Origin of the sequence: Paenarthrobacter sp. UW852 (assembly GCF_024608385.1) — a bacterium.
GTDB lineage: Bacteria > Actinomycetota > Actinomycetes > Actinomycetales > Micrococcaceae > Arthrobacter.
On sequence record NZ_JAMSGY010000003.1, the window covers coordinates 83,681 to 96,503 of the forward strand.

General features: G+C 63.5%; 14 protein-coding genes. 3 read left to right on the top strand and 11 right to left on the bottom strand.

Features of this window, described 5'->3' with window-relative positions; genetic code table 11:
• Nucleotides 1–3: 3 nt before the first annotated feature.
• From rnc to coaD, 4 genes are all read right to left on the bottom strand, one after another.
• Nucleotides 4–714 (bottom strand): ribonuclease III, encoded by a 711-nt coding sequence (rnc, locus tag NEK97_RS06560; protein WP_257369063.1) that lies wholly within the window; start codon nucleotides 712–714, stop codon nucleotides 4–6.
• A 23-nt stretch (nucleotides 715–737) separates the two neighbouring features.
• Entirely contained in the window at nucleotides 738–941 is a 204-nt protein-coding gene (gene rpmF / locus NEK97_RS06565; protein WP_011775139.1) for a 50S ribosomal protein L32, read from the bottom strand.
• Nucleotides 942–974: 33 nt separating this feature from the next.
• On the bottom strand, nucleotides 975–1,502 hold the full coding sequence (locus NEK97_RS06570) for a DUF177 domain-containing protein (protein ID WP_257369064.1): 528 nt from the start codon (nucleotides 1,500–1,502) through the stop codon (nucleotides 975–977).
• Between the two features lie 164 nt (nucleotides 1,503–1,666).
• Nucleotides 1,667–2,167 (bottom strand): pantetheine-phosphate adenylyltransferase, encoded by a 501-nt coding sequence (coaD, locus tag NEK97_RS06575; protein WP_211713506.1) that lies wholly within the window; start codon nucleotides 2,165–2,167, stop codon nucleotides 1,667–1,669.
• Between the two features lie 35 nt (nucleotides 2,168–2,202).
• On the opposite strand from coaD, the gene NEK97_RS06580 reads away from it, so the two are divergent.
• Both NEK97_RS06580 and NEK97_RS06585 read left to right on the top strand, forming a co-directional pair.
• Entirely contained in the window at nucleotides 2,203–3,474 is a 1,272-nt protein-coding gene (locus NEK97_RS06580) for an aminotransferase class I/II-fold pyridoxal phosphate-dependent enzyme (RefSeq protein ID WP_257369065.1), read from the top strand.
• Nucleotides 3,471–4,256, top strand: a complete 786-nt coding sequence (locus NEK97_RS06585; protein WP_257369287.1) for a spermidine synthase — start codon at nucleotides 3,471–3,473, stop codon at nucleotides 4,254–4,256. Before NEK97_RS06580 ends, NEK97_RS06585 begins: the two co-directional genes overlap by 4 nt.
• Before the next feature lie 13 nt (nucleotides 4,257–4,269).
• Here NEK97_RS06585 and rsmD read toward each other — a convergent pair whose 3' ends face one another.
• The 4 genes from rsmD to thiL are packed head-to-tail and all read right to left on the bottom strand — an operon-like array spanning nucleotide 4,270 to nucleotide 9,203.
• Nucleotides 4,270–4,836 (bottom strand): 16S rRNA (guanine(966)-N(2))-methyltransferase RsmD, encoded by a 567-nt coding sequence (gene rsmD, locus NEK97_RS06590; RefSeq protein ID WP_257369066.1) that lies wholly within the window; start codon nucleotides 4,834–4,836, stop codon nucleotides 4,270–4,272.
• Between the two features lie 39 nt (nucleotides 4,837–4,875).
• A complete protein-coding gene (locus NEK97_RS06595) occupies nucleotides 4,876–7,131 on the bottom strand; it encodes an ATP-dependent DNA helicase RecG (protein WP_257369288.1) in 2,256 nt (751 codons plus the stop codon).
• On the bottom strand, nucleotides 7,121–8,167 hold the full coding sequence (locus tag NEK97_RS06600; protein ID WP_257369067.1) for a DAK2 domain-containing protein: 1,047 nt from the start codon (nucleotides 8,165–8,167) through the stop codon (nucleotides 7,121–7,123). Before NEK97_RS06600 ends, NEK97_RS06595 begins: the two co-directional genes overlap by 11 nt.
• A 22-nt stretch (nucleotides 8,168–8,189) precedes the next feature.
• The gene (thiL, locus tag NEK97_RS06605; protein WP_257369068.1) at nucleotides 8,190–9,203 is read right to left on the bottom strand and encodes a thiamine-phosphate kinase; all 1,014 of its coding nucleotides are present in this window, start codon (nucleotides 9,201–9,203) and stop codon (nucleotides 8,190–8,192) included.
• Between the two features lie 121 nt (nucleotides 9,204–9,324).
• Between thiL and NEK97_RS06610 the strand changes: the two genes are divergently transcribed.
• Entirely contained in the window at nucleotides 9,325–9,834 is a 510-nt protein-coding gene (locus NEK97_RS06610) for a DUF3515 domain-containing protein (protein ID WP_257369070.1), read from the top strand.
• 21 nt (nucleotides 9,835–9,855) lie between these two features.
• Here the strand turns inward: NEK97_RS06610 and NEK97_RS06615 are convergent, their stop codons facing one another.
• From NEK97_RS06615 to NEK97_RS06625, 3 genes are read right to left on the bottom strand one after another with little or no spacing between them, the layout of a single operon-like run.
• Entirely contained in the window at nucleotides 9,856–10,992 is a 1,137-nt protein-coding gene (locus NEK97_RS06615) for a D-alanine--D-alanine ligase family protein (protein WP_235521517.1), read from the bottom strand.
• On the bottom strand, nucleotides 10,992–12,044 hold the full coding sequence (locus tag NEK97_RS06620; RefSeq protein ID WP_257369071.1) for an NAD(P)H-dependent glycerol-3-phosphate dehydrogenase: 1,053 nt from the start codon (nucleotides 12,042–12,044) through the stop codon (nucleotides 10,992–10,994). Before NEK97_RS06620 ends, NEK97_RS06615 begins: the two co-directional genes overlap by 1 nt.
• Nucleotides 12,041–12,814, bottom strand: coding sequence for a lysophospholipid acyltransferase family protein (locus NEK97_RS06625; RefSeq protein ID WP_257369072.1), 774 nt, complete (start codon nucleotides 12,812–12,814; stop codon nucleotides 12,041–12,043). The genes NEK97_RS06620 and NEK97_RS06625 overlap by 4 nt, the downstream gene beginning before the upstream one ends.
• Nucleotides 12,815–12,823 lie beyond the last annotated feature (9 nt).

The following is a 12,823-nucleotide window of genomic DNA, read 5'->3' on the forward strand; positions in this document are numbered from 1 at the left end:
CCGTCAGGCTTGGGCCGGACCGGCAGCTGATGAGTCCATGGCGGTGAGTGCACGCCAGGCATCGGCAGCAGCTTCCTGCTCCGCCTCTTTCTTGGAATGGCCAGAGCCGCGACCATAGGGGGTCCCACCGATGTTCAGGACGGCTTCGAAAGTCCTGGCGTGATCGGGACCGGAGCCCTCCACGGCGTAGTGGATGACCCCAAGCTGGCGGCTGGCCGTCAGCTCCTGGATGCTCGTTTTCCAGTCCGTGCCGGCACCGAGGGCGCCTGCGTCCTTCAGGAGCGGACCTACCAGGCGCATGACCAGTTGGCGGGCGGTTTCGATATCGTTCGAAAGGTACGTGGCACCGATCAGGGCTTCCATGGTGTCAGCCAGGATGGACGCCTTGTTCTTGCCGTCGGTCAGCTTCTCACCTTGCCCGAGGTAAATGAACTCGCCGACGCCGATGGAGCGCCCAATGCCGGCCAAAGCCCGCGTACTGACGACGGCGGAACGCCGCTTGGCTAGTTCGCCTTCAGGCAGCGAGGGGTTCTCACGGTACAAGGAATCGGTGACCGAGAAGCCCAGGATGGAGTCGCCGAGGAACTCGAGGCGCTCGTTGGTGGGGATCCCGCCGTTCTCATACGCGTATGAGCGATGTGTGAGAGCAAGACGAAGCGTCTCGGTGTCAATGGAGACACCGAGACGCTTCAGAAGCTCTTCAGTTGAAGACATCCTTAGTCAGCCTGTACGGCAGATTAGGCGTCTGCGACCTTGCGGCCCTTGTATTCAAGGAACAGCGCGGTGCCGGCAGAGTCAGTGACGACCTTTGCCTGGTGCGGCAGGCTGTAGGTAACCTGACCGTTTTCGATGGTCTTGACCAAGTTGGGGGCAGTTGCCTTCCACTGGGCACGGCGGGCGCGTGTATTTGCGCGAGACATTTTCCGCTTGGGAACAGCCACGGCTATCTCATTTCTCTCTTAGACGAACACTTACTAATCGGTTTGCCGGTCAGTCTTAGCCAGATCAGCTAGGGCAGCCCAGCGAGGGTCAATGACCTCGTGGTGGTGCCCCGGCTCGTCTTCCAGGCGCGCTCCACATTCGGAGCACAGACCCTGGCAGTCTTCCCGGCACACCGGCTGGAACGGCAGCATAGTGACTACTGCGTCCCGCAACACCGGCTCAAGATCGATCAGATCGTACTCGACTCGACGTTGCTCTTCATCGTCTTCTTCACCCGAAAGCTCAACGCCTTCGTAGAAGAAAAGTTCTTGCACATTGACCTCAAGGTCATACGCAAGGGGATCCAGGCATCGCCCGCACTCGCCGGTTACTTCGACGAGGGCGGAGCCAGATACCAGAATTCCTTCGTGTACGGCCTCCAGGCGAAGATCCAGCTCGATATCCGAGCCTTCCTTCACGCCAATGAGCGCCACACCAAGGTCACTTGGCGCAGGTACATGCTCGTTGAGTGTCCGCATGGTCCCTGGACTGCGTCCAAGGTCCTTGACTACCAGCGCCAAGGGCGAACTTGCATCTCGCTTAATGAGAACTCCTGTAGAACATATGACCGACGTACCATCTTAGCCTGATCTCGCTGGAGGACTCAAACCGACGCCGGGCGCGCGCAAAGGCACGGTGGTTTCAGCTGGGAACTCTGCGTGAAGGCGCAAGGTACCCATCAAGCTTACCCCTTGCGCGGCGGTTCGGTGGGCGGCTCGCCAGCGAGGAGCCGTTTCAGCACCGACTTAGGGACGAAATCGGAGATATCGCCCCCCAGCACGCTGATCTCCTTGATCAGGGTGGAAGAAAGATGCACGTAATGCGCCTCCGCCGGCAGGAAGACGGTTTCGACGCCGGTCAGCTGGCGGTTCATGGTGGCCATGGGCAGCTCGTAGTCAAAGTCCGAAGAGGACCGAAGACCCTTGACGATGGCAGAAACGCCCCGGTTCCTGCAGTACTCGGCGAGGAGTCCTTCACCCATGGGCTCCACGATGATTCCGCGCAACGACGCCAGCGTTTCGCGTGCCATCTCCATGCGGTCTTCGAGGCTGAACCGGTACTTCTTGGCGTAGTTCGTCGATACCGCCACGATAACTTCGTCAAACAAGCCGGCAGCCCGGGCGATGACTTCGAGATGTCCGTTGTGGATAGGGTCAAAAGATCCAGGGCATACCGCGCGTCTCATGAGACGAACCTACCCCATGGCTCTGCCGGGATACCATGGCTCCCATGGCATCCGCAGGCATCAGCCCCCTTGATACACACGCCGGCAACGGATCCCCCCAGGGTACGGGCAGCGCCGCCCCGTGGCAGCGGGCAGCCCTCGGAGCGAACCTGTTGTCGCCCAATGGAGGGCTCGGAGTCACCATCTTCGAGGAAATGACCACGCTGGCGGTATCCACGGGCGCCATCAACCTGGGCCAAGGCTTCCCCGACGAGGGCGGCCCGTCGGAGATCAAGGCCGCCGCCCAGGATGCCATTGCATCCGGAGCCAACCAGTACGCTCCGGGCAAGGGCATCCCCGCGCTGAGGGAAGCAATCGCGGCCCACCAGAAGCGGTTCTACGGATTGGACCCCAATCCCGACACGGAAGTACTGGTCACCACCGGCGCTACCGAGGCAATCGCCGCGGCGCTGCTGGCCTTCGTGCAACCCGGCGATGAAGTCCTGACCTTCGAACCGTTCTACGACTCCTACGGTGCCATCATTGGCCTGGCAGGCGCCAAACACGTCACCGCTCCCCTGCTGGCGCCGGACTTCATGCCTGACCTCGACGCCTTGGAAAACGCGTTCAGCAGCCGGACCAAGGTTGTCCTCCTCAACAACCCGCACAACCCCACCGGTGCTGTCTTCCCCCAGCAGGTCCTGGCAAAGGTCGTTGAGTTGGCGGCAAAACACGACGCCATCATCGTCAGCGATGAGGTGTACGAGCACCTGACATTCGGCCCGGCCCACATCCCCGTCACGTCCCTGCCGGGAGCGGCCGGACGGACCATCACCATCTCCTCCGCCGGAAAGACGTTTTCCTTCACCGGCTGGAAGATCGGCTGGCTGAGCGGCCCGGAACACCTCGTGGCGGCTGTGCGCACTGTGAAGCAATTCCTGACCTACAGTTCCGGCACTCCCTTCCAGAGCGCCATCGCGGTGGGCCTCGCGCTACCGGACGAGTTCTACACCGGCATCGCAACGACCCTAAAGCATAAGCGCGATATCCTCGCCGCGGGCCTGCGTGCCGCTGGATTTGGGGTGTACTCCCCCAGCGGAACGTACTTCGTCAACGTCGATACAGCCCCCCTGGGCATCAGCGATTCCGTCGACCTCGCACGGCGGTTGCCCGGCCTGGTAGGAGTGGCAGCAATCCCCGTTCCAGTGTTCTGCCACCCTGAAGGCGCCGAGCGGACCCGTTCCCTGCTGCGCTTCGCGTTCTGCAAGAAGACCGGGGTTCTGGAAGAAGCTGCCGAACGCCTGGCCACGCTCAAGGACCTGCTCTGAACCCCGCCCAGCCCCATGCCACCCGCTTCCTTCGGACGACGGGCCAACACGCCACCATCGAGGCCGACACCCTCATAAACGGCAGCTTCGTCCTCAGCATCGGCGGAGCAGAACAATCCCACGTCAACCTCCAGGACCCGGCAGAGATCTTCTACGAGTACCTGCGCAGGATCGGACACGTGGTGGACCTTGCAGCAGAACCGGGCAAGCCCCTCACCGCCTTGCACCTCGGAGCCGGCGCCCTCACCTTGGCCCGCTACATCCAGGCCACCCGTCCGGGTTCGGACCAGTATGCCGTTGAGCTCGAGCGCGAACTCCTGGATTTCGTCCTCCAAAAGCTGCCCATGCCCGACGGCACCGCACTGAGCACCCATATCGGCGACGCCCGCGACGCGTTGGGTGAGCTGCCCGCCCACCTGACGTTCGACGTCGTTATCCTTGACATCTTCTCCGGACCCGAGGCACCAGCCCACATCGCCTGCCAGGAGTTCTACGAAGAGGCAGCCGCAAGGTTAAGCCCGAACGGCGTCCTGATCATCAACGTGGGCGATGAGCCCGCCCTGACCTTGGTACGCAGCCAGGTGGCTGCACTACGGGCAGCGATGACGGACGTCGCCGCCTTTGCCGAATCAGGCATGTTCGAGGGCCGGTACCCGGGCAACATCGTCCTGGTGGGCACCCAAAAGCCATGGCCGCCCGGTTGGACCGCTGAGCTCCTTGCCCGCGGACCGCATCCGGCCGCAGTACTCACAGGCGTCGACCTCGATCGCATCACAGGCTAGGCAGGGACACGCCTCAGGACGGCTCCGCGAACCACAGTTTGGTCTCGCCGTATTTCTTGTCCGCGAAGCATTCCAAGGACTGCGGCCACGCGGGTTCGGGACTTCGCGAACTTCGCTCCACAACTACTACTGCAGCCTCGTCCAGGTGCGGTGCCAGTTTGGCAAGCACAGCGCTGAGGGCATCTTCGTCCAACGGGTACGGCGGGTCCAGGAAGACCAAGTCCCACACATCAGCTTCGCCGGCACGTTCAAGGAACGATTCCACCTTTGACCTGTGGACCGATACCCTCTTGCCTCCAAGCACCTGGTTCACCAGGTCGGCATTGCGCTGGCAGACATCGCTGGCCCTGGCGTCAAACTCCACCAGATCCACGCTGCGGGCGCCACGGCTGGCGCTCTCGACTCCCAGCGAACCCGAACCGGCGTAGAGGTCCAGGACCCGGAACCCATCAATAACCGCCAATGACTCCAAGCGGGAGAAGAGCGCCTCCTTGACCCGGTCCGTCGTGGGCCGCGTCGCTCTTCCGGGCACGCTCGCCAAGGGATTGCCGCCGGCGACACCGGCAATGATGCGGCTCATAGGGTGGTAGCTTTCAGGTAATAAAGCGTCCCTGGACTCTTAACCGCGTTCAAGGAACGCCTCCTTTTCGGGATTCAAATAGTCGTCGATTGCCGCAGCGAGGGCCGGCTGGTTACCCAAGGCAGGGTCTTCTGACACAAGGGCCTGGGCGTCAGTGCGTGCGCGCGCAATGATGTCCTCGTGGTCAAGGACACGAAGCAGTTTCAGTGTGGAGCGGCCCCCGGATTGGGAAGCGCCAAGGATGTCGCCCTCCCTGCGAAGCTTCAGGTCCTCTTGGGAGAGCTCAAAGCCGTCAGTGGTTGAGGCAACGGCTTCCAGGCGGCGCCGGCTCGGGTGACCTGGTTCCAGGGTAGTCACCAACAGGCAAGTGCCGGGCAGTCCTCCGCGGCCCACCCGCCCACGCAGCTGGTGGAGCTGCGAAATCCCAAAGCGGTCAGCGTCCAGGATCACCATAAGGGTGGCATTGTGGACGTCCACACCCACTTCGATGACGGTGGTGGACACCAAGACCTTGGTTTGGTTGGCCGCGAACGAGGCCATGGTGTCGGACTTGAGCTGCGGGTCCTGCCGGCCGTGGAGCGGTGCCACCTGAACTCCGGACAAGGACGGCTCATCGAGGAGGCTTTCGACGACGGCAGTCACCGACGCGAGCTCCCGTGACGCACCGTCGTCCGCGAGGTCGGCGTCGCTTGGTTCCGCTTCACCCGGGCTGAAGTCGCCGTCGTCGTCCGATCCGATCTTGGGGCAGACGACGTACACCTGGTGGCCCGATTCGACTTCTTCACGGGACCGCTTCCAAATCCGGTCCACCCAGCCGGGGTTCTCGGCCAGGCCCACCACGTGGGTTGAAATGGGGGCGCGCCCCGCCGGAAGCTCATCAAGGATGGACGTTTCAAGGTCGCCAAACACCGTCATGGCAACAGTCCGCGGGATAGGAGTGGCCGTCATGACCAGCAAGTGCGGGGGCCGTTGTGCCTTTGCCCTCAGGGCATCACGTTGCTCCACTCCGAAGCGGTGCTGCTCATCCACCACAATCAAGCCGAGATCCTGGAAGCTCGTTTTGTCGCTCAGCAAAGCGTGCGTGCCGATCACGATGCCTGCATTCCCGGACGCGGCATCCAGCATGGCCTGTTTCTTCGCGGCGGTGGGCATGGAACCCGTCAGCAGCGTCACCTGGACGGTACCCTGAGCGGGATCGCCACCAAGCATCCCAGCGCCGCCAAAGACGTGGTCCCGCGCAAGCTCCCCCAATGTCCGCCGGATGGAGTGGAAATGCTGGGCGGCCAGCACCTCAGTGGGGGCAAGCAGGGCGGCCTGGCCACCGGCGTCCACCACCTGCAGCATCGCACGGAGGGCCACGATCGTCTTGCCGGATCCCACCTCACCCTGCAGCAACCTGTTCATGGGCGTGTCCCGGGCGAGTTCCTCCGCAAGCGTCTTTCCGACGGCGGATTGGCCGGCTGTGAGGGTAAACGGCAGGTTTTGGTCGAACTTACCCAGCAAACCGCCACTGATCGGCCGCCGGGCCGTTGCTTCCTCCGCCGCGAGCTGGGCCCGTCGGCGCGCCAAGGCTGTCTGCAGGACCAGGGCTTCCTGGTAACGGAAGCGCTCCTGTGCCCGCTGCCAGTCCTTGGGGGTCTCCGGCGAATGGATCAGTCGATATGCCTCGGCAACACTGAGGTGCCCGTCGCGATGAACGATACGCTCCGGAAGGGGATCGCTCATCGCATCCAGGTCCATGGTCTCCAGGAGGGCGCTGATGACTTTGTGGATGGACCAGCTGGTGAGTTTCGCGGTGGCCGGATACACCGGGATGGGCATTGCGGCAAGCTTTTCGGGGTCCATGGAGCCCTCGGCCCCGGGATCCTCGTCAAGCAGCAGGAAGTCAGGGTTGGTCAGGCCCAGGGCACCACCATAGCGGGTCACCTTGCCCGAGAACATTGCCCGGCGGCCCGCGAGAAGCTCCGATTTGGCCCTGAAACCGTTGAAGAAACTGACCTTCAAAGTCCCAGGCACGCTGGTTCCGCCGGCTTCATCGGTGACCACGACATCGGTAATGGAACCTCGCCGGGCACGCATTTGCCGGGTGGTGTTGGACAGCACCCGGGCAATCAGCGTGACTTCCTCGTCCAAGGGAAGGTTGCTGATGGGCGTCAGCTCACCCCGGCTCAGGTAGCGGCGCGGAAAATAGTTCAGCAAGGAACCGACGGTCTTCAGGCCCAGGTGTTTGTCGATGACGGAAGCGGACCGCTTGCCGATTCGGCGTTCCAGGGGCAGTTCGAGTTCAGAATTCATGCCGTGGCTGGCCCGGGTCACCGGGTACTTCCTTGTCCTGGGCAGCGGTGTCCGGGGCGGCGCCGGACGGAACCGCAAGCTGGCTGACAGCGATGTCCGTGGGTTCCCCCAACGAACGGATCAGGGCCACGGCGGGCTCAGGATCGGGGACGTGCACATGCACCCGCCAACGGTAGCTGGGCTCCACGGCTGGCTCGTCGTCATCCTCCGGGTCCTGCGCTCCGCCAACCTGGCTCATGATCACGGAGTCGCCCATTTCGTCCAGGCGTTGCCGGAGGATGGCCGCGTTCAGTGGAGACAGGCTGATGGTGCACATGACTTCAACACCGTCGTCGGCAGGCATGTGCTCATGGATATGGGGATCCTGCAGTTTGTAGCCGTGCAGGCCGTCCAACAGCTCATCCTGGAGCTCTTCGCCGAGGACAGCCGAGCGGAGGCAGTCGAGCACCAGCAGCATGCCAACGCCCCCGGCGTCGACCACGCGGGCTTCGTGGAGTTGCGCGAGTTCGTCTTCGGTGCGGACAACGGCCTGGTAGGCGGCATCCACCACGGCATCAAGCGAAAGGCCCAAGGCATGGTTGCTGTCATCACCGTTCTGGGCCGCTTCCACGGCCTGGGCCGCGTTGGCGGCTGCTTCGAGGACCGAGAGCATGGTGCCGGCAACAGGTTCACTCAACGCCGACCACGCCCGGATTTGTGCCCTGTTCAAGGCAGTTGCGAGCAGCGGCGCGCTCAAGCGTGACTTGCCGGCCAGGGGCTCAGCTGCTGCGCAGAGAAAGACGGCGAAGAGCGTACCGGAGTTCCCGCGTGCCTGTTCCATGGCAGCCTGGCCGGCCCGCGAAAGAACCGCTCCCACGTCGTTGCCTGTTTCGGTGGAATCCGGCGTGCTGCCACCCAGGGCCGTGACAGCCGCCCGGACCGTGAGGTAAAGGTTGGTGCCGGTATCGCCGTCGGCTACAGGAAAGATGTTGATCGCGTTGAGGCGGTCACTATGGTTCCCCAGGACTACTTCCGCTTTGCCTAGCCAACGTTTCATGGCGTGCGCATTCGCGGCGATCTTAGTCTGCAAAGTGATCCCATCCAACGGTGTCAGCGGCTTGCCCGGCAATCCGGATACCGCTGCCTGGCGGCTCGACAACGGCTTGAACCGAGCCTATCGCAGTGAAGCCCTCCGGTAGCTGAATTCCAGCTGGGAACGTAGCCAGCAGCCCGTGATCCTCCCCGCCACCCAGGACCCAGGACAAGGCATCGGCGCCCAGAAGTGTTGCTGCCGGCTCCAAGGGTACCGTGTACGCCTTCAGGGCCGTGGGATCGAAGTCCAGGACTACCCCGCTGGCCGAGGCCAGCCGGTTGCCGTCGCGTAAAAGGCCGTCCGAGATATCCAACATGGCGGAGGCTCCAGCCCGCGCTGCGGCAGGGCCCGCCGCCAGAGGAGGCAGTGGGCGGCACTGGTTGTCCACCAGGGCACGGAGTTCGCTTGCCAGGCTGCCCAGTGGAACATCGCTTTCAAGGAGGGCCCAGCCGGCCGCGGCCCGGCCCAGTGTGCCGGCCACGGCGAGTTGGTGGCCGGGTTTTGCACCCGAACGCACCACCGGTGCAAGACCGTCCAGCGAGCCGACGACGGCGACCGTCACCGCGATCTCGCGGCCACGGCCAAGGTCTCCCCCGGCAACGGAGCAGTCGATCGGGCCCAACGCGGTGATGGCCGCAGTCAGGCCGTCGGCAAAGGATTCGACCCATTGCACCGGCGTGCTCGGGGGCATGGTCAGGCTGACAACCAGCGAAGTAGCCGTACCGCCCATGGCGTTGATATCGCTGAGGTTCTGGGCCGCAGCTTTCCAACCGACATCAAACCCTGTGGTCCGGTAACCGTTGTTCCATTGCAGCCGGAAGTCCTGGTCCTGGGTCTGGGTGTCGATGGAGATCAAGGTGCGGCCATCCGGAGCGGCAACCAGGGCAGCATCGTCCCCGGGCCCCAACAATATTCCTGGACTGCGGTTCAGGCGCGGAAAGATCCGGGCAAGGAGCTCGGACTCCGAAAGGTCTTGGACGATCAATTGTTCTGCTGGCACGGCTCTACGCTATCGCGATCCACCGACAGGATAGCGTCGGGGCCGTTTCCACGGGTCATCCCGGATTGTGACCCGGACAACGCGAATCTGCGGGCCAGCACACGCGGGATAGGCTTGATCCATGCACCACAAGACCCTCCGACGGACTGCCATGTCCGCGTCACTGGCCGTTGCTTCCACCCTCGCCATCACGGCCTGCTCGCCGGCCGTGGACGTCACGGCAGCTTCGGATGCGGCCAATCCTGCCTGCGCCCCGATGATGGTGGCCCTCCCGGACCGGATCGGGGACGCCGCGCTCCGCAAGACCAACAGCCAGGCCACGGCGGCATGGGGTGACCCGTCGCAGGTGATCCTCCGGTGCGGCGTGAATGTTCCCGGTCCCACCACAGACCGCTGTGTGAGCGTCAACGGCGTCGATTGGGTCATCAAGGAAGGCGACCCCGTTTACACCTTGACGACGTTCGGCCGGGAACCGGCCACGGAAATCCTGATCGACCCCGCCAAGCTGGAAGCGGCCAACATCAGCTCCGCCACCGTCCTGACCGAACTCACCGCGGCAGTGGGCAAGATCAAGGCGACCGGCAAGTGCGTGGGCCAGGAAGACCTCCAGAACCTGCCGACCGGCAAGTAGTTTGCGCAGGCCAGTCTTGAGTTAGCGCAGGCCGGTCTTGCGGGTCAGCGCCAGCTGGATCAGTTCATCGATCAGTTCGGCATAGCCCAGCCCTGAGGCCGCCCACATTTGCGGGTACATGCTCTTGGGGGTGAAGCCAGGCATGGTGTTGATCTCGTTGATGATCAGCTCGCCGGCCGGGGTGTAGAAAAAGTCGACGCGGCTGAGTCCTTCGGCGCCAACGGCGTCGAAAGCGACGGCGGCCAGCTCCCGTACGCGGGCGATGGCCTCGTCCGGCATATCGGCCGGGCAACTAAGTGCGGCAGCGCCGTCTTCCACATATTTGGCAGCAAAGTCGTAGAACTGGTGCTCTCCGGCTGCCACCGCAATTTCGCCGGGCATGGAGGTTCGGGGAACGTCGGTGCCACGTCCTTGGAGTACGGCGCACTCAATCTCGCGGCCAACGATTCCTGCTTCGATGACCAGCTTGAGATCGTGCCGGCGGGCTTCCTCGATGGCGGCGTCGAGCCCCTCCAGTGAATCCACTTTGGAGATGCCCATGGAGGAGCCGGCCCGGGCCGGTTTGACGAACACCGGGAACCCCAACTTGTCGACGCGCTTCCGGACAGCCTCCGCATCAGTGAGCCAGTCACGGTCAGTCACAGCCACATACGGCCCCACGGTCAATCCGGCAGCTTCGAAAACCACCTTCATGAAGTGTTTGTCCATGCCCACCGCTGAGGCCAGTACACCGGCGCCAACGTAGCGTGTATCGGACAATTCAAGGAGACCCTGGACAGTTCCGTCCTCGCCCCACGGCCCGTGCAGCAGCGGGAAGACGACGTCGACCGAACCCAGCTCCTGAGGAACCGCATTGGGCTCGGTGACGATCAACTGGTGTTCGCCCCCGACCTCCGCCAGGGTCACAGTCCGGCCCGACGGCGTTACCTCGGGAAGCGCTGCCGAGCTCAACGACCATTGGCTGGTGTCGCCTGACGCCAGGACCCATTGTCCCGACTTCGCGATACCGATGGGAATGACCTCATACTTTTCCCTATCGATGGCCCCCATGACACCGGCCGCCGTGACGCAGCTGACCGCATGCTCACTTGAGCGCCCACCAAAGAGGATCGCGACCCGGGGGCGGTGTGTAGCGGGAGTGGAATCTTCAGTCACCATCAGTAGTCGCCTTCGGACTTCAGTGCCCGGGCCAGCAGTCGCGGCCCCAGGTCATCAACGGACATTCTGCCTTCAAGCACGGCCACAACGGCTGCCGTGATGGGCATTTCGACATTCAGTTTGCCGGCGAGCTCGTGGACGGCCGGGCCTGATTTGATGCCCTCGGCAGTCTGGGTCATCTGTTCTGCCACTTGTTCCAGGCTGAGCCCTTCGCCGAGCAGCCGGCCGGCAGTGTGGTTACGGGAAAGCGCCGACGAGCAGGTGGCCACGAGGTCACCGAGACCGGCAAGCCCGGCCATGGTGAGGGCCTCTCCGCCCAAAGCCAGGGCAAGACGGGAGGTCTCCGCCAGCCCGCGGGTGATGACCGATGCCTTGGTGTTGTCCCCCATCTGGCGTCCCTCGCAAATACCCACCGCCAGGGCAATGACGTTCTTGACGATTCCGCCGATCTCCACGCCAACCACATCGGTGCTGGTGTAAGGGCGGAAATACGGCGCGGTGCAACAAAGCGCAATGGCAGCCGCTGTTTCGTTATCGCTGCAGGCAACAACTGAGGCGGTGGGCTGCTCCCTGGCGATTTCCATGGCCAGGTTTGGTCCGGAAACCACGGCTACCCGTGAATCGGGGAGCCCCAGTTCCTGCGCAATGACTTCACTCATGCGCGCATCCGTGCCCAGTTCCAGGCCCTTCATCAGGGACACCACCACGGCGTCGGGTGCCAGGAGGGCTTTCCACTCCCCCAGTTGCGGTCGCAGGGACTGCGCGGGGACGGCCAGGACCACCAGCGTTGCGTCCTTCAGCACTTCGGCGACGTCGGTGGAAGCCGTAATGGACGCAGGCAGTTCGATGTCCTTGAGGTACTGCCCGTTACGGTGAAGCGAGTTGATCTCAGCCACGACCTCTGCGCGCCGCCCCCAGATCCGGATGCTGCGTGTGTCACCGGACGCGGCAGCCGCGTCAGCCAGGATCTTGGCGAAGGTGGTCCCCCATGATCCTGCCCCCAGGACAGCAATGGTCTCCGGAATCCCGGCAGGGCTCTCCACGAGGGTCATTCGCCGTCCTCCGGTTCCGGGGTGCCCGTGGATCCACGTTCGACAAAGCGGCCGTGCTTGGACTGCTTGTGCATCGCGGGGTCCCACCGTTCCTTGGGAGCAGTCTCGCCCCGAAGTGTTTCAAGGAGCGAGGTGATGGCATCCATGATGACGTCCGTGGCCTCGGACAGCGTGGCCCGATCCAGCGGCCGGTCTGCGAAGGCGCTCAAGTCCACGGGTTCTCCCACGAGCACCCGCGCAGTCTTGCGCGGGAAGACGTGGAAACGCTTTGCGTACCTGGGAAAGACTTCATGGGCACCCCAGTGGGCTATCGGCACCACGGGCGCCCCGGTCTGCAGCGCCAGCCTGGCAGCACCAGTGTGCCCCTTCATGGGCCACAGGTCCGGGTCACGGGTCAGTGTTCCTTCGGGATAGATGATGATGGCGCCACCGGCGTCCACCACCTCCTTGGCGATCTGCAGCGAACGGTTGGCGCCCGCCGTCGAGCGTTCAACCGGAATCTGTTTGGTGGCCTGGAGCAGTGCACCCAAAACCGGGACTTTGAACAATCCGGCCTTCGCCAGGAAGTGCGGCGGCCGCTTCTGGTTGTAGACCATATGCCCCACGACGATGGGGTCGATCTCGGTGCAATGGTTCGGTACCGCGATGAAACCGCCCTGCGGCAGTTTCTCCAGCCCCTCCCATTTTTTGTTCATCAGGATGTTCATCAAGGGGCGCGCCAGGCCCGCCAGCAAGATGAACGTGGCACGGCTCTTGGCCGATTCCTTCACAGGATCTCC